The 19,453-nt window shown below is 52.6% G+C and carries 15 protein-coding genes; 8 read left to right on the top strand and 7 right to left on the bottom strand.

The features are described 5' to 3' along the window. Window positions 1–57: 57 nt before the first annotated feature. Window positions 58–1,833 (bottom strand): heme ABC transporter ATP-binding protein/permease CydC, encoded by a 1,776-nt coding sequence (cydC, locus tag K0I31_RS03130; RefSeq protein WP_220079865.1) that lies wholly within the window; start codon window positions 1,831–1,833, stop codon window positions 58–60. Then, entirely contained in the window at window positions 1,833–3,596 is a 1,764-nt protein-coding gene (gene cydD, locus K0I31_RS03125; protein WP_220079864.1) for a heme ABC transporter permease/ATP-binding protein CydD, read from the bottom strand. The genes cydC and cydD overlap by 1 nt, the downstream gene beginning before the upstream one ends. 827 nt (window positions 3,597–4,423) lie before the next feature. Between cydD and K0I31_RS03120 the strand changes: the two genes are divergently transcribed. Continuing rightward, on the top strand, window positions 4,424–6,181 hold the full coding sequence (locus tag K0I31_RS03120; protein ID WP_220079863.1) for a HEPN domain-containing protein: 1,758 nt from the start codon (window positions 4,424–4,426) through the stop codon (window positions 6,179–6,181). A 279-nt stretch (window positions 6,182–6,460) separates the two neighbouring features. Here K0I31_RS03120 and K0I31_RS03115 read toward each other — a convergent pair whose 3' ends face one another. After that, complete coding sequence (locus K0I31_RS03115) at window positions 6,461–8,242, bottom strand: sensor histidine kinase (protein WP_258406628.1); 1,782 nt, start codon at window positions 8,240–8,242, stop codon at window positions 6,461–6,463. A 344-nt stretch (window positions 8,243–8,586) separates the two neighbouring features. On the opposite strand from K0I31_RS03115, the gene K0I31_RS03110 reads away from it, so the two are divergent. From K0I31_RS03110 to nrfD, 4 genes are all read left to right on the top strand, one after another. Further along, window positions 8,587–9,186: a response regulator transcription factor gene (locus tag K0I31_RS03110; RefSeq protein ID WP_220079862.1), complete on the top strand. Its 600-nt coding sequence runs from the start codon at window positions 8,587–8,589 to the stop codon at window positions 9,184–9,186. 316 nt (window positions 9,187–9,502) lie between these two features. After that, window positions 9,503–11,785, top strand: a complete 2,283-nt coding sequence (phsA, locus tag K0I31_RS03105) for a thiosulfate reductase PhsA (RefSeq protein ID WP_220079861.1) — start codon at window positions 9,503–9,505, stop codon at window positions 11,783–11,785. A 12-nt stretch (window positions 11,786–11,797) separates the two neighbouring features. After that, a complete protein-coding gene (locus tag K0I31_RS03100; protein WP_011864413.1) occupies window positions 11,798–12,370 on the top strand; it encodes a 4Fe-4S dicluster domain-containing protein in 573 nt (190 codons plus the stop codon). Next, window positions 12,367–13,308 (top strand): NrfD/PsrC family molybdoenzyme membrane anchor subunit, encoded by a 942-nt coding sequence (gene nrfD, locus K0I31_RS03095; protein ID WP_220079860.1) that lies wholly within the window; start codon window positions 12,367–12,369, stop codon window positions 13,306–13,308. Before K0I31_RS03100 ends, nrfD begins: the two co-directional genes overlap by 4 nt. A gap of 84 nt (window positions 13,309–13,392) precedes the next feature. On the opposite strand, the gene K0I31_RS03090 is transcribed toward nrfD, so the two are convergent. Next, a complete protein-coding gene (locus K0I31_RS03090) occupies window positions 13,393–13,725 on the bottom strand; it encodes a DUF3622 domain-containing protein (RefSeq protein ID WP_220079859.1) in 333 nt (110 codons plus the stop codon). A gap of 272 nt (window positions 13,726–13,997) precedes the next feature. On the opposite strand from K0I31_RS03090, the gene K0I31_RS03085 reads away from it, so the two are divergent. The 3 genes from K0I31_RS03085 (at window position 13,998) to K0I31_RS03075 (ending at window position 16,229) form a co-directional block, all read left to right on the top strand. Then, window positions 13,998–15,473 (top strand): DEAD/DEAH box helicase, encoded by a 1,476-nt coding sequence (locus K0I31_RS03085; protein WP_220079858.1) that lies wholly within the window; start codon window positions 13,998–14,000, stop codon window positions 15,471–15,473. Between the two features lie 88 nt (window positions 15,474–15,561). Next, window positions 15,562–15,813 (top strand): hypothetical protein, encoded by a 252-nt coding sequence (locus K0I31_RS03080; protein ID WP_220079857.1) that lies wholly within the window; start codon window positions 15,562–15,564, stop codon window positions 15,811–15,813. Next, window positions 15,810–16,229, top strand: coding sequence for a GFA family protein (locus K0I31_RS03075; RefSeq protein WP_220079856.1), 420 nt, complete (start codon window positions 15,810–15,812; stop codon window positions 16,227–16,229). Before K0I31_RS03080 ends, K0I31_RS03075 begins: the two co-directional genes overlap by 4 nt. Before the next feature lie 24 nt (window positions 16,230–16,253). Here the strand turns inward: K0I31_RS03075 and K0I31_RS03070 are convergent, their stop codons facing one another. The 3 genes from K0I31_RS03070 to K0I31_RS03060 all read right to left on the bottom strand — a co-directional run bounded on the left by K0I31_RS03070 (window position 16,254) and on the right by K0I31_RS03060 (window position 19,176). Next, entirely contained in the window at window positions 16,254–16,907 is a 654-nt protein-coding gene (locus K0I31_RS03070; protein WP_220079855.1) for a methyltransferase, read from the bottom strand. A 759-nt stretch (window positions 16,908–17,666) separates the two neighbouring features. Beyond that, window positions 17,667–17,972, bottom strand: coding sequence for a hypothetical protein (locus K0I31_RS03065; protein WP_220079854.1), 306 nt, complete (start codon window positions 17,970–17,972; stop codon window positions 17,667–17,669). 865 nt (window positions 17,973–18,837) lie between these two features. Continuing rightward, on the bottom strand, window positions 18,838–19,176 hold the full coding sequence (locus K0I31_RS03060; RefSeq protein ID WP_220079853.1) for a hypothetical protein: 339 nt from the start codon (window positions 19,174–19,176) through the stop codon (window positions 18,838–18,840). Between the last annotated feature and the right edge of the window lie 277 nt (window positions 19,177–19,453).

The raw sequence follows: 19,453 nt of genomic DNA, 5'->3' as shown, positions 1-19,453 counted from the left end.
TGGATTTCCACTGGCTTTTTTATTACCCGTCACAAAGACTCAATACTAAGTAGACGCCTAACTCAATACCCGATTCAGGCTGGCATAGTGGGCATCCTCGGCCAGCAGGCTTTGGTGAGTACCGCTGATGCGGATCTTGCCCGCCTCCATCAGGTGGATGCTATCCATCTTGTCCATGGCCGTCAGTCGATGGCTTATCATCACCATGGTCTTGTCCTTGGCAAACTCCAGCAGCAGCGCCATGATCTCCCGCTCTGTGCGTTGATCCAGCCCCTCGGTAGGCTCGTCCAGCAGCAATAATGGCGCATCGCGCAGCAGCGCCCTGGCCACGCCGATACGACGACGCTCACCGCCGGAGAGCTGTCTACCGCCCTCGCCTATCCAGTTATCCAGCGGCTTGTCGCCCTGAGTGAGCGTGCCCAGGCCGACACGCTGGAGCACCTCAATCAGCTTGGCATCGTTGGCCTCACGCCATGCTTTGTGCTCGGCGCGGCTACCAGAGGGCGCCTGCTCAAACTGCGCCAGAGTCAGGTTGTCGCGCAGGGTGCCGGCAAACAGATATATACGCTGACTCACCACCGTCATGGCGCGGCGCAGCGCCTGCTCGCTGTAACTTTCTATTGGGCGGCCATCGAGCAAGAGAGTGCCCGACTCGGGCGTCCACTCCCGGGTGATAAGCGACAGCAGGCTCGACTTGCCGCAGCCGGTCTGGCCCAGTAGGGTTAGCTTCTCGCCCGGCTTCACCTCCAGGCTCAAATTGTCCAAAACTTGTTGGCCCGGCTGATAGCCGAAGCTGACACCCGCGATAGACAGGGCGCCGCGACTCGCCGCCAGGCTAGCCTCTTCGCCATAGCCAATGCCGGGGCGACGCTCGGTGATCTCACTCACCCGCTCGGCCGCCTGCACGCAGGCCGACAGATGCTGAAAGGCGCCAGCCAGCGGCATCAGCATCTCGATACAGGCCAGGGTCATAAACACCACCAGCGCCAGCAGCGGCCCAGGCGGCACCTTGTCCCCCACCCCATCGGCGGCGAGATAACAGAGCAGCACCAGCGCCAGCCCATGGCTTAGGATCAACAGCGCCTGACTCAGGGCAGTCACCGCCGTCATGGTGGACTGGCTAGTAAACAGCTTGGCCTGGGCACTATCCAGCTCGGCCCTGAAGCGCTTCTCGGCGCCAAACAGAGTCAGCTCCGCCTGGCCTTGCAGGTATTCCAGCAACAGCACCCTATATTGACGGCGGCTCTCCAGCTGGGCGATGCCCGGCCCGTGGCCCAAACGGTAGAAGACCAGAGGCAGCAGGAACCATAAACTCAGCAGCACGCCACACAGGGTCAGCGCCAGCTCGCTATCGAACCAGGCGAGAAAACCATACAGGGCGGCGATCATCAAGAGCGAAGCCAGCAGCGGCGTTATCAGCCGCAGATAGAGATGATCTAGTGTGTCGATATCCGCCACCAGGCGATTGAGCAGGTCGCCACCGCGCAGATGGCTGAGCTCCTTGGCGCTCAATGGCATCAGCTTGCCCCAGGCCCAGGTGCGCAGCTCTGTCAGCAGGCGAAAGGTGGCCTCGTGGGTCGCCAGACGCTCGCCATAGCGGCTGGCGGTGCGGGCGATGGAGAGGAAACGCACCCCTCCGGCCGGCGTGAAATAGTTAAAGGCCTGGGCGGTCACCACACTCAGTCCGGCCACGGCAGTGGCCGACAGGAACCAGCCCGACAGCGACAGCAGACCAATACCCGCCATCAGTGTAGTCAGGCTCAGCAGCAGCCCCACCAGCATCATCAGCCACTGGCGCTTAAACAGCTTGATAAAAGGCAGCAGGTGTTTCATTACGCCTCCTCCTGTCGATGGCACAGGTCACTAAACAGTCCGGGCTCGGCCATCAGGGTGTGATAATCCCCCTGCTGCACCAGCTTGCCGCTATCCAGCACCCAGATCCTGTCCATATCGATGAGGGCATCCAGGCGATGGGTAACCAACAGACTGGTGGCGCCCTGGCGCGCATCAATAAGCGCCTGCATCACAGCCGCCTCGCTATGGCTATCTAAGCTAGCGGTCGGCTCATCGAGCACAAACAGCTTGGCCGACTGACCGAGGGCCCTAGCCAGACAGAGGCGCTGGGCCTGCCCCACCGAGACCCCGGCGCTCTGCTCCCCTATGGGGTGAGATAGCCCAAGAGGTTGTGCCCGCACGAAGTCGCCGATATGAGCATCGTCCAGCAATGTATAAATGGCTTCTTCCGTCATCGTCTTACCCATGGCGACGTTGTCGCCAATGGTGCCGTGAAACAGCTGCGGCTCCTGCCCCAGCCAGGCGAGGTGATGACGATAGCTCTCCCTGTCTAAGCTGCTCAGCTCCATACCATTTATCAGGACGCTGCCGCGATAGGATAAGAAGCCCAGTAGCATGTTGAGCAGGCTGGTCTTGCCCGCCCCGCTCGGCCCGACGATGGCAAGCTGCTCGCCGCAGCTGATCTCCGCCGTTATCGGCCCCAGCAGCACTTGGCCGTCCGGGCTCAACACCTCGGCCCCTTGCAGCTTAATGCTCAAAGGCGTCTCGCTGGCAAAGGTCGATCGCGGAACGTCATCAGCTTCATCCACTCTATGATTCAGCAGCTCCATCAGGGCCTCGGCGGCGCCTATGGCCTGAGCCTTGGCATGATAGTGAGTGCCCATGTCCCGCAGAGGCTGATAAAACTCAGGGGCCAGAATCAGCACAAACAGGCCGATAAACAATGTCATACCGGCGCCGTAGTGACCAAAATCGAGATGATCTAAAAAGCTAAAACCGAAATAGACAGCCAGCACGGCGATGGAGACGGCGGCGAAGAACTCCAGCACCGCCGAGCTGAGAAATGCCATGCGCAGCACCGCCATGGTGCGGCTGCGAAACTCCTCCGAGGCGCTCTCGATCGCCTGCTGCTCCCGCTCACCCGCGTGGAACAGACGCAGGGTACCAAGCCCTCTCAGCCTATCCATGAAGTGGCCGCTGAGGCGTGACAAAGCGCCGAAGTTTTTGCGGTTAGCATCGGCGGCGCCCATGCCCACCAAGATCATAAACAGGGGGATCAGCGGCGCGGTGGCCAGCAGAATGATCCCCGCCGCCCAGTTTATGGGAAACACCACGGCCAATATGGTCAAGGGGATGAAGCCCGCTAGCATCATCTGCGGCAGATATTTAGCATAGAAGTCGTGAAGGTCCTCCACCTGCTCCAGCACTATGCTGGCCCAGCTGCCCGCCGGACGCCCCTTGATAAACACAGGTCCCAGCTCCACCAGCTTATCCAGCACACTCTGGCGAATCTGGCTGCGCAGCAACATGCCCGCCTTGAAGCTGATGCGCTCGCGGCCATAGGCCAGCGCCGCCCGCAACACGATCACGGCTATCAGGGCGATGAACTCGCTGGTAAAGGCCTCACGGGGCAGGTTTTCGATGATCAAACCGTGGAGCATGGTCGCCAGCAGATAGGCCTGGGCCACCAGGGCGAAGCCGGTAAGCACACCAAACAGTACGGTCAGATTGAGGTAGGCGCCACAGGCCGATTTTTGCTGCTTAAGCCAGCGGCCGAGGACTTTTTCGAGGGTTTTATCCATTGAGCTCCGCGCGATATCAGGCAGGGACACTAAGTTCGATGGCAAGAGTATCGCAGGCTCGCGCACAGGAATAAACCAGCGGATAGGGAATTGTTAGTAGGCTCACAAAAATTGAGCTAGATCAAAAAAACTGGGAACTCAGTTTTTATCGAGTTTGGCTTTGGAGTTTCAGATTTGTTGGGTTTTGATGGTTCTCATGAGGGCTTCATCTGTCTAGGTTAATAACTTTAGCCACTACCTGGGTTTGTGTTTGAGAAGGTCTTGAAGGTCGCACCTACGCTGTTTTCTATCGCCTGCCCGGCGGGTGCTGTACATGGATGTACCAATGTCACGATCACATGAATGTGATGGAGTTACCTCATGTGCAAACACCTGTATCTATCGTCTCTTCGATTTGACCTTATTGATTGATGCTATGGGTTTAGCTTTGACCTGAATTTGACTTAAAAAGGGAGACTGAAAGCGTACCATCATGACTGTTAATTGCCTGCCGCAGGCTCATGTGCAAACACGTTTTTGGCACGCCGCAAGCACGTCCGTGTGGGCTCTACGAAATCATCCCTGATTTCGAAGGCCAAAAACCTGTTTACACTCGGTATCCAACGCCTCTTCGATTTGACTTAATATAATGTTGCTCATCCTAGTCATCATCTCACTAACTCCAAAGACTCCAAAGACTCCAAATTCAAAAAGAAACCTACAAAAATATTGTTATAAAATATAAACTTATATAAGATACCCATAGTTTTTCATGCTAGTTGTATTTGTTATTAATCAACATTAAGCATTCGTTCTTTCATCATTAGTGCTGTAAATAGGGAAAGCCTATGAAATATAGAAATACTGAAAAATGGGATGATGTTGAAAACAGCAAAAACCTATTATTTTTCGCTCAATTATTTGATGAGCTTTTCTTTGACTTTTCTCTCGATACATACAAACCATCATCAATGAATTCAAGCTTATTATGCGAGGAAGCACTTGATGTTCTGGAAGAAATAAATAAGGGAACTATTAAAACACCAAATTTAAAGCATGTAATAGATGAGCTTTGTGACAACCTATCTAAAGATGAAGTAGCTCAATCACTTTTATCGATAAAACTAAAACAAGTTAATTCGATTTTACGCGATCCAAAGAGCGCACCAGAAGACAAAAAAACAGTAATAGAACTAATACTACGTCAGATAAACTTGAAAAATTACAAGAAAAAGAATGAAGAATTATTAACTCAAGTTATTGAAGGTAAAGAAGACTTTTCTAGAATACGGTCATTAGCAAGAACATACTCAACAACACTATTAAATTTAGGATACAGCACAGAGTACATATCAGAAACCACAAAAAAATTCTTTCATTACGAAAAAAACAGAATCCATGGAAACAATGCAATATCTGACTTCATACAGATATTTTGTAAGAAAGCAAAGTCATACAGACTAATTTTCAAATCAAGTAATGACATTGAATTATACAGAGACTCACTCAAGAAATTTGACATAATTTTAGCAAATGACATTGATGAATTAAAAATAAACACAACCAACCATAAATTCCATAAAAGTGATAACGAAATGTATGTCTGCATTTCAGATGTTAAAGCTAGAGACAATTTTTCAGCCAAAAGTACAGCAGAAGTAACTCTTGAAATGTTAAGCACCATATTTGGAATTTTTCATCACAAGAAGCAATTAAACTGGACGGCTGATTGCCTTATTATAAACGATACTGATTCAGAAATTAGTCGCTCACGATTGCGAACTAACGCAATGCATAAATGTATAGACCAAAAACCATCTAGAGCGGCAATGCAAGCAAATCGTTTTCTTGCAGATTTTGGTTTAGAAAAAAATTCATTTAAAATTTTTACTCGTGCCGCAGAGTTACACTCTTTAGCTCTAAAAAGTGATTCTACAGAAAATCAAATGCTGAACTTATGGATTGCATTAGAGTCAATAATCCCAGCGAGCCATAATGACGACATATCAAATATCGAGCACATAATAAAAAGTACAATTCCATTTTTAAATCTTGGTTATTACCAACGACTTGTAGCAAGGTTGACAAGAGATCTTTTTCACTGGGATAGAGCAAAAGTAAAAAAGGTATTATCGCAAATCGATGGTGACAACCAAACGATAAAGCTTGCTAAACTTTTGTCCTTACCTGAACATGAAGAAAAACGTGAAGAACTCAAAAGCTCATTCAAAGATTTTCATTTGCTTACAGATAGATTTAATTATCTTGAGCACGTACATTCATCACCCCAAAACATGTCTAATGGATTAAAATCTCATTCAACTAGAATTGGTTGGCAAGTAAGAAGAATTTATCGCGCGAGAAATATGATTGTACATAGCGGAACAACACCAACTTATATAGAATCGCTAATAGAAAACATTCACGACTACCTAGACCATATAATTCAAAAAATAATAAACCTAGTTTGTGACTCGCATAAAGTTTTAAATATAGACCAAGCATTTAAACTAACAGATATGACTTATAAGTCACTTGAAGAGACTTTATCTCAGAAGGGGCAAATTTTTAACAGTGCCATGATAGAACAGTTATATAATCCATAAAATTTGAAATTTCCTACAAATAGTAGCCCTTAGTAAAAAATACAACGCCAAATCGAAGAGACGTTAGATACCCAGTGTAGATACGCCGGTGAGCTTCCGTGACAGGGATGTCACGGCAGAGCCTACAGGGAACGTACTTGCGGCGTCTCACAGGTGTATCTGCACATCCCCCGCCGGGCAGGCGTTAGGTAACAGCGAAGGTACGACCTTCAAATCTACTCAACAGGTAAACATTCTCGCGACAACAACAAGGCTAATTTGCCGATTAGCCCAAACCGGCTAACTTCCCCTCTCACAAGTCCCCGAGTTTCTTGGCAAACTCAAACTCACCACGCATCCCTCCCGCCAGGGAAGGTCGGCATGATTGGCGCAGTTATCTATGGTGAACTGTCCCTTATGCTGACGCATCACGTCGCAGCAGATGGCGAGGCCAAGCCCCAGGCCGTCGTCCTTGGTGGAGTAGAAGGAGGCCATGAGATCCTGCGCCTTGCCCTTGAGACCGGGGCCATTGTCCACCAGCTTAAGGGTCGCCTGCTGGGCGCCATATTCAAAAGTCAGCAGCAGTCGCTTCTCCCTGTCGGGTTTCATCTCGGCCATGGCATCCAGGCTGTTCTTGATAAGATTCACCAGCACCTGACTCAGGCCGACTGCGTCGCCAAACAGGCTGTAGGGCTCGCCCCGCACCTCCTGGGTGAGGACGATGCCCTGCTGCTGAAACTCGCGGCGAAACAGCGCCAGTGTGTTGGTGACCACCTCATCTAAGGAGAGGGCTTCATATTGGGACTTGCGCCGCTTGAGCAGGCCACGGATGCGGTGCACCACGGCGCCGGCCCGTGCAGACTGGGCATTGATCTTGGCCAGCAGCTCATACAGATCTGAGTCGGCATCGCCGCGGCTGTTGAGCTGCATCATGCCCCCCTCGCTGTATTGTGTGATGGCGGCGATGGGCTGATTCAGCTCATGGGCCAGGCCCGAGCCTATCTCGCCGAGGATCGCCGCGCTCTTCATCCGCTCCACCTGCAGCGCCTTATCCTTGAGCTGGCGCTCTGTGTCGATCAGAAAGTCGCTCTTCTGCCGAAACTTATACTCAAGCCAGAGGTGGTAGACGGTGGACACCAGAAACAGCAACAGCAACGCCAGGCCCCACTCCTTGTTCTTCTCCATCCACTTCAACACCGTGTAGTGCAGCGGCGGCGGTGGCGCCTTGAGTTGCAGCTCCTTAAATAGCTTGATCACCTTGAGCTGACTGATGGGCGCCGTCCAGCCCAGGGTCTTGGCCTGAATAGCGGCGGGATGGTCCGGCCCCAGGGCATAGAGGGCCTGGGTGATCTTCTGGGTGATGGCCGGCGGCACGGTATCGGCAGCGGCAAAGGACCAGTTGGGGTAGAGCTGAGTACTCACCAGACACTCGTAGCCCGCCGGCATGGTGGGGTGGATCACCCTGAAATCCTCCTTCTTCACCAGGCCGTCCTGAATCATCTCCTCCAGAGTGCAGAAGGGGGTGATGGCCGCATCCACCGTGCCGTCGCGCACCTGATAGACAATGGGCTCCAGGGGAAAGCCCAGGAAGCGCAGCGAGCCGAAGTAGTTCTCTGGGTTGTAACCCATCTTGTGCAACAGGCCAATGGCGGCTTGGTAGCCCCCCAATGCCTGAGGATCGCTGGCCACCAGATGTTTGCCTTCGAGATCCTTGAGGGTGTAGATCTGGCTGTCGGTGCGCACTATGATGGTGGAGCCGATGGCAAAGGTGGCACCACCATGCATATGGCTCTTCATGGTCGCCAGCCAAGAGAGGGGGAAGTTGCTGCTGAGATTAAAGTATTGCCCCGGGTTGGTGACGATAAACTGCAGCTCGTGCTCCAGCAGCTGCCGGCTCATCTCGTCGAAATCCACCGGCACCACCTCGAAATGTGTGCCAGGCACCTCCTGAGACAGGTAGTCCATCATGGGCTGCCAGCGCTCTATCCCCTTCTGTACCCCGTGATTGGCCAGCACGCCGACCCTGAGATGCACGAGATCCGCCTTGTCGCTAACCGAGGCATCGACTATCGCATCACCTATCTCATTGGCGCTCTCGCTAGCCAAGACGTTGCCGACCTGCAGTAGACAGAAAGGCAATAAGAGGCAGATCAGCGCGCCCTTGAGCCGCCTTAAGCTCCCCTTACAACACCTTATGAGTGCAAATCCCAATCGCCCTTTCATCGCTCACCCAATCACTCTATTTAACCTACCACTCTAGGCAAGATAGGCGTGATTTGATGTGAGGCGGTGCAAACATCCCCTTGTGTCTCCATCAGAAAATTATCATTTAGTGATCTGTCTCAAAGGCCCAAATGCCCCTTTTGCCAGCCTCAAATAGAGGCGCTAGGCTAGATGCAACCCAAGGCTAACGACCGACTTAAGCTATGCCGCAATCCACGCCGCAACCTATGCCCCTCTATCTGGTGGACGATGACGAAGCCGTCCTCGATTCCCTCAGCTTCATGCTGCGCCAGTTCGGCTATGAGATGACCACCTTCACCTCAGGGCTGCGCTTCTTAGAAGAGGTGGACCTGAGCCAGCCAGGCTGCGTCATCCTCGACAGCCGCATGCCGGCCATCAGCGGTCAGGCGCTACAGCAAGAGCTGCTGACCAAGCAGAGCCCCCTGGGGATCATCTTCCTCACCGGCCACGGCGACCTGCCCATGGCGGTCAATGCCTTTCGCCAGGGCGCCTGCGACTTCTTTCAGAAGCCGGTATCGGGCCAGGCGTTGGCGGCCGCCATCGACAAGAGCATGACCCACAGCCAGAAAGCCTTCGAGGCACTGCAGCTGAGCCAAAACCTGGCCACCCTGAGCGACCGCGAGCATCAGGTGCTTGAGCTGCTTACCCAGGGCAAGACCAACAAGCAGCTCTCCGAGGCGCTGTTTCTGTCGCTGCGTACCATAGAGGTTCACAGATCCAACGTGATGAAGAAGCTCAAGGTGCACAACCTGGCCGAGTTAGCCAAGTACAGTCAGATCTGAGACTCATAAGTAGCAACCTGGTTTTCTATTCCCCCTCTTTCCTCAGCCCCAGTTGTAAGCCCCGGTCCTCAGCACTAGCCGTAAGCCTTTCTTATTACGCCAGATTCCCAAAGCCCTGTGTGAATAAAGGTCACACTTTTTTCACATTCTGGCTAAAAATCGCTGCGCCAGATCACGCGCCCCCCGCCTATGTGGTTTACCACAATACCCCTTAATTTTGTGCGGGATAACAATGATCTCAGACCTCCTGCGGGAGGGAACAAAAACCAATAACAGTGTGTGATTTCATCTGCTCAGGCAGATGAAGGAGGAAACCATGATAGAGCTTGATAGACGAACGTTTATTAAGGGTGCTGGTGCAGGGGGTGCAAGCTGTGCGCTGGCAACATTATTACCCGGTTCGCTGGCAGCGCTGGAACAGAAACCCCTACAGGGTATGGGCAAGGAAGTCGCCAGCATCTGTGAGATGTGCTCGACACGTTGCCCCATCTCGGCGCGGGTCGTCGATGGCAAGAATGTGTTTATCCAGGGCAACAGCGCCGCTAAATCCTTCGGCGGCAAGGTGTGCGCCCGTGGCGGCGCAGGTCACAGCCTGCTGTACGATCCTCAGCGTATCGTGAAACCGCTACGCCGGGTGGGCGAACGCGGCGAAGGCAAGTGGGAAGAGATCAGCTGGCAAGAGGCCTACAAGACGATCGCCCACAAGCTTAACGACATCAAGCAGCAACATGGCCCAGAGGCCGTTGCCTTCTCCTCCAAGTCCGGCTCATTGTCGGGACACCTGTTCCACCTGGGCAAGGCCTTCGGCTCACCCAACACCTTCACCCACGCCTCCACCTGCCCCGGTGGCTATGTGATCGCCGCCAAGGCAATGTTTGGCACTAAGGTGAAGCGTGACTTAAGTAACTCCAAGTACATCATCAACTTCGGCCACAATCTCTATGAAGGGATCAACATGTCCGAAACCCGCGGCCTGATGAAGGCGCAGATGAGCAAGGGCGCCAAGTTGGTGGTATTCGAGCCACGCTTCTCAATTGTGGCCGACAAGGCCGACGAATGGTTTGCCATACGTCCGGGTACAGATGTCACCGTCGCTCTGGCCCTGTGTCATGTGCTGATCTACGACAACCTCTACGACCAGGCCTTCATCGAGCGCCATGTCGAAGGTTTCGATGCCTTCGCCAAGGAGGTCAAAGCCTATACTCCAGAGTGGGCCGAGGGGATCAGCGACGTGCCCGCCAAGGACATCCGCCGCATCGCCCACGAGTTTGCCGCCAAGGCGCCTCACGCCGTGGTGGACTTTGGTCACCGCGCCACCTTCACCCCGGAAGAGTTCGAGATGCGCCGCGCTCTGTTTGCCGCCAACGTATTAATCGGCAACATTGAACGTAAAGGTGGTCTCTACTTAGGTAAGAAAGCTAAAACCTACAACAAGTTTGCCGGTGACAAGGTCGCACCCGGCTTGGGTAAGCCAGGTGTCGAGGGCATGCCTAAGCCTGCGGCCAAGCGTATCGACCAAGTGGATGAGCAGTACGCCATGATGTGGTCTTCCGGCGGTATCTATCAAACCATTCTCGATGCCACCCTAAAGGCCCAGCCCTATCAGCTCAGGGCCTGGGTGATGAGCCGCACCAACCCTATGCAGACCATGACAGACAGGGCCCTGGTGGTCGAGACCCTGAAGAAGCTGGAGTTTGTGGTCAGCTGCGACGTCTACATCAGCGAAACCGCCGCCTACGCCGATATCATCTTGCCCGAGTCCACCTATCTGGAGCGGGACGAAGAGATCGCCGACAAGTCGGGCAAGAGCCCGGCCTACTATGTGCGCCAACGTGTGGTCGAGACCATAGGCGACACTAAGCCAAGTTGGCAGATCTTTAAAGAATTAGGCCACGAGATGGGTCTGGGGCAATACTTCCCCTGGGAGAACATGGAGAGCCTGCAACTACTGCAAGTCGATCGCGACATGGCCCGCTTCAACGAGATCAAGCAAAAGGGTTATGTCAGCTACGGCAAGCCGCTGATGCTGCGCGAACCCGCCATGGTAGCTGCATTCGTTAAGCAATACCCCAATGCCAAGCCCACAGATGATGACGGCACCTATGCCAGCGCCATGAGCTTCAAGACCCCGAGCGGCAAGATTGAACTCAGCTCAGACAAGGTGGAGAAGATGGCCGCCGGTCGCGGGGTAATCAAGTACCGCGAGGTCAAACTCAAACAGGACAACGAGCTCTATTTCATCCAAGGCAAGGTGGCGGTGCACACCAATGGTGCCACCCACAACGTGCCCATGCTGGCCAACCTGATGTCTGACAACGGCGTGTGGATCCACCCTATCACGGCAGGACGCTTAGGCATTTCCAGCGGCGATCGAATCCGCCTCACCAGCAGTGTTGGCAGCGAAGAGGGTACGGCCCTGGTCACCCCGGGTATTCGTCAGGATACCGTGTTCGCTTACATGGGCTTTGGATCTAAAAACAAAGAGCTCGCCAGGGCGATCGGCAAGGGGGTTCACTGCGGTAACCTGCTACCCAACAGAACCGCGGCCGTGTGCGGCATGAATATCCACACTACTGGCATCACGCTAGCCAAGATCTAATAGGAGTCCAGTATGAGTAAAAGATATGTAATGGTGCACGACGAGAATCGCTGCATCGGCTGTCAGGCCTGTAGCGTCGCCTGTCGCAGCGAAAACGGCGTCCCCGAGGGAGTCACCCGTCTGCAAGTGCGCGTAGAAGGCCCCTTCGGCGACGCGCCACACCTGCACTTTAAATATAACCGCGTCTCCTGCCAGCAGTGTGAGAACGCCCCCTGCGTCACCGTCTGTCCGACTGGCGCGGCCTATGTGGGCGACGATGGCCTGGTCTCTATCAAGGAAGATAAGTGCGTCGGCTGTATGTACTGTGTGGCGGCCTGCCCCTACAAGGTGCGTTTCATCAACCCTGAAACCAAGGCGGCCGACAAGTGTAACTTCTGTAAGGACACCCGCCTGGCCCGCGGCGAGCTGCCCGCCTGTGTGACCGTGTGTCCCACAGATGCACTGACCTTTGGCGATGCCAACGATCCGAGCAGCGAGGTAGCCAAACTCATCAACACCAAAGCGACCTATCAGGAGAAAACCCATCTGGGGACCAAGCCTAGGGTCTATCGCATTCCAACGAAACGTGGGGGGATACAGTCATGAACAATACCTGGGGCGATATGGCGCAATATGATCCAGTCACCTGGAACTGGGTTATCGCAGTCTACCTGTTTATGGCGGGTCTCTCGGCGGGCTCTATCCTGATCGGTATCGGCCTGCGCTGGTACAGCAAAGAGAAGGCGATGGAGAGCGCAATTTTAAAAGCCGCGGCCATCATCAGTCCGCTGGCCATCAGCTTAGGCCTAGCCTGTCTGGTGTTTGACTTGACCAAGCCGTTTGAGTTTTGGCTGATCTTGGTCAACTACAACTTCAGCTCTGTCATGTCCATCGGTGTGCTGGCACTGCTGCTCTACTCACCAATCGGCATCGCCTACTCACTGATCGTGCTAAGAGACGAGCTGGTCAAGTGGAAGCTGGGCTTCCTGGTTCCTGTGGCAAACGCCATCATGCCGATGCGCAAGGCGATTGAAGTGGTGCTGTTTGTGCTGGCCATAGGTGTGGGCGCCTATACCGGCTTCCTCATCTCGGCGATGAACGCCTACCCTATGCTGAACACGGCTGTGCTACCGGCGCTCTTCCTGGTGTCAGGCCTATCAGCCGGCGCGGCGGCTAATGCTATCGGCGCACTGCTGATGTTTAACACCCACAGTCATGATGCCAACCTGAACAAGATGCATGGCCTGGAACTGCCCGTGATGCTGAGCGAGATCATGTTCCTCTTCATGCTGTTCTGCGCCCTCTACTTCAAGGGCGGTGCGGCCGCGGCGGCGCTGGCGTCACTTACCACAGGTGTTTGGGCCAGTGTGTTCTGGGTCGGTGTGGTCGGTATCGGCTTTGCCATCCCGCTGCTCACCATGTTGATGCCGTCGCAGACACGTCACAGCAAGGGCGTGATGATAGCCGTGGCCTGCTGCAGCCTCACCGGCGTGCTGGCCCTGAGACACTTCGTGATCTACGCAGGTCAAAGCTATATCAGCTAATCTCATCTCCATAAACGCAAAAAGCCCAGCATCTGCTGGGCTTTTTTATGTGCTAGCGAGCGATTACTCGTCGTCTTCGTCCCGTTACTCGTCGTCTTCGTCGAAGAAGTCGTCATCCAGATCGCTGTCGCCGGCGTCACGCTCGGCGCGCCATTTCTCGGCGGCGGCTTCTTTGGCGGCAGCGGCTTCGTTACGCTCAACGCGCTGCTTGGCACGGCGCTCGTTACGCAGCATCAGGTTATCGACTATGCCCTTGAGGGTCTCTTCGCCCCAGGCCGTCGCCTCGGCTTCGCTGGCAAAGCCAGTTTGCGCCTTAGTCACCACTGTCTTGCGCGCCGTCATGCGACGGGTAACTTCGGCAGTCCAGCTACCTTCGGCTTCGCTCACGCGAAGACCGTATTTCTTGTTTTGTGTCATGTTAATTTCCTAATTCGATCTTCGAGTGCAAACGTGCCGCTCATTGAGGGAAACAGCGGTCTAATATACCACTGTCGTCAGAAAGGCGGCTATTGTAGTCTCCTCTGGATAAAACTCAATCATTAGCGCGCACAAAATGCGAAAAAGTTAGCCCTTTCAGCTAAGCAGAACTGGCGAATTCGATAGCACTTTGCTATCGCTTAATGTAAGCTGCACGCCCGCCAGCAAGCTGGCTTCCAATTATCCGGCCCCGTCGCCCAAGAGATCCATCTATGAGTTTTACCTCCCTGGGGTTATCCACCCCCATTCTCAAAGCTGTAGCCGACAAAGGTTATCAAACCCCCTCGCCTATTCAGGCCCAGGCTATCCCAGCAGTATTGTCGGGTAAAGATGTGATGGCGGCGGCGCAGACAGGGACGGGCAAGACAGCCGGCTTTACCCTGCCGCTACTGGAACTACTGAGCCAAGGCCCTCGCGCCCGCAGTAAACAGGTGCGCGCCCTGGTCTTGACGCCAACCCGCGAACTGGCGGCCCAGATCGCGGAAAGCGTCACCACCTATGGTCAGCATCTGCCGCTTCGCAGCGCCGTGGTGTTCGGCGGTGTCGGCATCAGCCCACAGATCAGTCAACTTAAGCGCGGCGTCGATATCCTGGTGGCCACACCGGGCCGCCTGTTGGACCTCTATCAGCAAGATGCCGTGAGCTTCTCTCAGCTGGAGACACTGGTGCTGGATGAGGCCGACCGCATGCTGGACATGGGCTTTATTCACGACATCAAGAAGATCCTCGCCATCTTACCGCCCAAGCGGCAGAACCTGATGTTTTCGGCCACCTTCTCCGATGAGATCCGCACCCTGGCCAAGGGGCTGGTGAACAATCCGGTGGAGATCTCGGTCACTCCGCGCAACAGCACAGCCAACACGGTACAGCAGCTGATCTGCCCGGTAGACAAAAGCAAGAAATCTGCAGCCTTGGTCAAGCTTATCCAGCAAGGTGACTGGCAACAGGTGCTGGTATTTAGCCGTACCAAGCATGGCGCCAACCGTCTGGCTAAGCATCTCGAGGCCAAAGGGATCACCGCCGCGGCCATCCATGGTAACAAGAGCCAGGGTGCCCGCACCAAGGCGCTGGCTAACTTTAAGTCGGGCGACGTGCGCGTGCTCGTAGCCACCGACATCGCCGCCCGTGGCCTGGATATCGACCAGCTGCCTCAAGTGGTCAACTTTGACCTGCCTAACGTGCCCGAAGACTATGTGCACCGCATCGGCCGTACCGGCCGCGCCGGCGCCGATGGCAAAGCGGTCTCCCTGGTGAGCGACGAAGAGGCCAAACTGCTGGCGGATATCGAGCGCCTGATCGGCAAGCTGCTGCCGCGTGCTGAAGTAGAAGGCTTCGAGCCGACACACACCCTGCCCGAGACCAATCTGACGCCTAAGCGCCACGGTCAGCACAAGGGACCGCGTAATCCTAAGCCTAAAAGCAACAACCAACGCAGCAGCAATCGCTCAAGCAACGGCCAGGGTTCAGACAAGGCTGGAAAGCCTCGCAGCGGCGATCAAGCTCAGGGCAACAAAGAGGGTCAGGGCCGTCGCCGAACAGGCGCAAGTACTGGTACAAGCAAGCCTGTGAGCGAAGGTCAACAAGCGCAAAACCAAGGCAAACAAGAGCACAGGGACGGTAACGCCCCAGCTCGCCGTCGCAGACGTCGTCGCCCGAGCCAGGGCACGCCTAAACCGGCCACGAATTAGTCGAGCGAGCACTTAACAACGAACGCCTAAAAGCCTGTCATCCGACAGGCTTTTTCATATCCCCACTTAAGCATTTAGTTGCGATAGGATGACCACGGCATTGACTTATCGGGACGATTTACCGACAGTAGCCCTTAAACAGCAAGGAGCCTTTAGCGAACAAGGAGCCTTTAGCGAACAGGGAGCCTTTAGCGAACAGGGAGCCTTTAGCGAACAGGGAGCCTTTAGCGAACAGGGAGCCTTTAGCGAACAGGGAGCCTTTAGCGAACAGGGAGCCTTTAGCGAACAGGGAGCCTTTAGCGAACAGGGAGCCTTTAGCCGAACAGGGAGCCGGACATGACGACACAGAACGATCAGTATTTACAAGGCGGTTGCCTGTGCGGCGCGCTGCGTTACAAGGTGTCGGCGCAGCCGTTTGATAGCGATTACTGCCACTGCAGCCAGTGCCAGAAGAGTACCGGCGCCATGGCCGCCTGCTGGATGGATTTTAAGGCCGAACAGGTCACTTGGTTACAGGGGGCGCCCAAGGAATATGCCTCCTCAGACACCATACGTCGAGGCTTTTGCCAGCAATGTGGTACCAGCATCAGCTATCGCAGTACCGACTACCCAGATTACTACACCCTGAGCATCGCCAGCCTGGACGATACCAACGCCGTCGCCCCCAGATATCATATCTACACGGACAATCAACCCGACTGGCTCAAGATTGCCGATGACCTCCCCAAATACCGCCAGAGCCGCAGTGAAGGCTGAGGCGGGTTTAGAAAGAAACGACCTCTAGCGCTTCACGGCGCTAAACAGGGCGACGCAGCCCACCTGCTTGATGTTAACCCGATCGAATCTGGCGCTTAACTCCTGGGTCAGGGAATCGATATCGTCGGCCTGATTACAGAAGATCCCCTTCTTGTTGTAGACAGCCATCAGCCTGGCCGCGAAGGCATTGGGCGTGATGCCAGTGCCCAGAATTGTGCTGCCAAACAGCACGGCGCCCGGCTTCATCACAGATTCGAGATGAGAGAAGAGCTCGCATTTCTCTGTCATGGTGCCCGGCAGGCAGTGCAGCAGATAGTTCACGCTGATCGAATCGAAGCCATCGCATGTTAGCTCAAGCGGCGCCAGGACGTTGTGGCAATAGATCTCTGGGGAGAGATGACGCACCACGGCCGAGGCCGATGCCAGGCTGTTCTCATTAAGATCCATCAGGGCGATGCGCCGGGTATGCTCCGGCAGATGATGCTTGAGGTAGTACCCCGTGCCGACGCCGACATCCAGGTGATTGGCCGAGGTCAGGGCGGCAAACTGCTCGGCGATCAGCCTGGTAGGACACTTCCACAGATAGTGATTGGAAAATCCCAGCACCCAAAGATCATAGATGGCGAGCACACTCCTGGAGTAGATCGCCTGACCCGCGACAACGGCCTCTTTATTCATTTTTTCTTACATACCAATAGATTAACGAGGGCGGAATCTATACTAAAACGCCCGGCAAGGCAAAATAACCTTACGGAAAATTACCTTACTAAGATTCACCCTGACAGCTGCCTAGCTCATCTAGTTTCACACGCTTTCTTAGCCCGGTAGGGCGAATACAGCTGGGGATGTCGAGTCATGGCGTCATGGTGTACTTATCACCTGCACAGGGCTGATGTGCAGGTACGCTTGTGAGACACCGGAAGTACGTTCCCTGTAGACTATGCCGTGACATCTGAAGCGAATGGATTCACGAATGCCGCAATGACATGGATGTCATAACGCGGCCCTGTCACGGACAGTTCACTAGCGTATCTACACTAGGGGCTTATTGTCTCTTCGAATTAATGTTATTGAAGTTAGATATTGTCTAGCAGCTTTCAGCTGGTAGAACTTAACGGACTTTGCCATTTGAAATGGGGATGTCGAACCAAGGCTTCATAGTGTATCAATTGCTTGCCGCAGGCTTTATGTGCAAACACGTTTTTGGCACGCCACTAGCACTTCCCTGTGGGCTCTACGAAATCATCCCTGATTTCGAAGGCCAAAAACGTGTTTACACCGATATCTATCGTCTCTTCGATTGAGCGTTAATAGTGTGTCTAGCACAAGCTGAAATATTTTTGGACAGAAACGCGTTAGAATTTTTGATCAGTAACGCCCCAATAACGGGCTAAAAATAGTGGGCAAAAATGGAGCGAGGCGAACAGCCCGCTGTTTTTAATCCTTACGTTTCTTTTTGCGCTTTTTACGGCGTAAACGTTTTACTTTAGTAGCAGTTGGAACAGAAACTTGTTTACGACTGAAAAGCTCCATGAGTGGAAATATAACGAGTATTAAAACTGGAATAGCTAAAAGTTCTAGTGAGTCCACAATAAAAGTTAAAGGCTCTTCTCTATAATAAGTTTCCCAAACTCCGTTAGTTACATACCCATAAAATATAATCGTGTATAGATTCCAAAGACAAAAAGCGCTAAGTAATATAATACTAGTATTTGCAAATAACTGTCTGATTTTTTCGACCATATTGTATTTACATACTCAACTTTGGATACACATAACATTTTATTAGTGCGCATGCACGTTTACCTCGATAGACCAGTGAAAACGCGCACAGTTAACTATCTGTATGCAATGAACTTATCAACATTTTGCTGAATATACCATCCTGAAAAATGCGCATGCGCGTTTCCCAAACCCATCATTTACTTGGCAAAAAATCGCAATCACTTGATTTTAAAGGAAGTTATATTATCAATAACGGCAAAACGCGCACGAATTTAGACTTAAAATCACCCAGAAGTCACATGAATCAAATACGACTGTATGCCAGTCCATTTTCTACTACTTGTGGTGAATCGCTATTAACAGAACTTAAATGAGAAATTGTAGGATCGTAATTTGGTAAGTTTACGACTTACTGGCTGACCACCAACTCACTTTAGGGCAAAACTAAATCAGATTTTTCATTCCCTCTTTAACACCAAACACCGCCAAATCGAAGAGGCGTTAGAGACTGAGTGCAGATACGTCTTCAGACACTTAGTCATCTTTCTCATCTAATTTGTACATACCAAGTAAACGACAGCTCTTGGAATACCAATTCCAAATAGCGCAGAAAACAAGCCCTTTGTAATTAGGTAAAGTTTACCGAGAAAGTTTGCACTATAGAAACCACGAATCCATGCTTCTCTAGCGTGCGTATTAAAAACCACAAACCAGAAGCCAAAGATACGGAATAGCATGTCTATACGGTCATTCACCATCTACGCTCATATACACATGTCGCCCCACTAAGGAACAATGAATTTTTGGCTATAATGCGCACCAAAGCGAAACTGTGCCAATTCTACGAATTCCGCTTTAATTTATTTTTATGCGGTGATACTCACTAAAAATACCAAATACAGAGTATTAGAGACAACCCTAAGCCAAATAACAGTAGTTGGACAGTAACAAGGTACTCAATTAAGTCTGATTCCACATTACCTTTTTTTAGCGCAATAAATTGCTTTATAGAACCAGGAATAAGAGCACCAAAACTTAAAGATATTAAAGCGGCTGATAAAGAGCATAGGAACCTAAAGAGTATTGCAGGTTCTTTACAAGGAATGTTATAAAACATTGTTTCATGGAAGAAAAACGTCCCACCTAAAATATAAACACCCCCCACTATTATCTTAAAGTAAGGGTTTCTTTCTAGAGTTTGAATCCTATCCTTGATGTTCATACTACTCCCTATAAAACCGCGTCACAGTTCATTAGTACGCATGCGCGTTTATCACGTTAGACCATTGACATAACAACAGTTAACTATCTGTATAAAAAGAACTTATCAGCTTTTCATTAAATACACCATCTATAAAACCGCACGTGCGCGCTTTTCAAACCTGTTAGCGCCTTAACAGAAAGCATAAGCAGTTAATTTTAAGTGTGTTTGTTTTGATGGCAACGAGAAAGCGCGCACGGATTTCGACTTAAAATCACCCAAAAGCCACATAATTTAA

The sequence above is a fragment of the Shewanella spartinae genome (genome assembly GCF_019457555.1).
GTDB lineage: Bacteria > Pseudomonadota > Gammaproteobacteria > Enterobacterales > Shewanellaceae > Shewanella > Shewanella loihica.
Note: the sequence above shows the minus strand (reverse complement) of the source record. Positions and strands in the feature narration are given on the sequence as shown.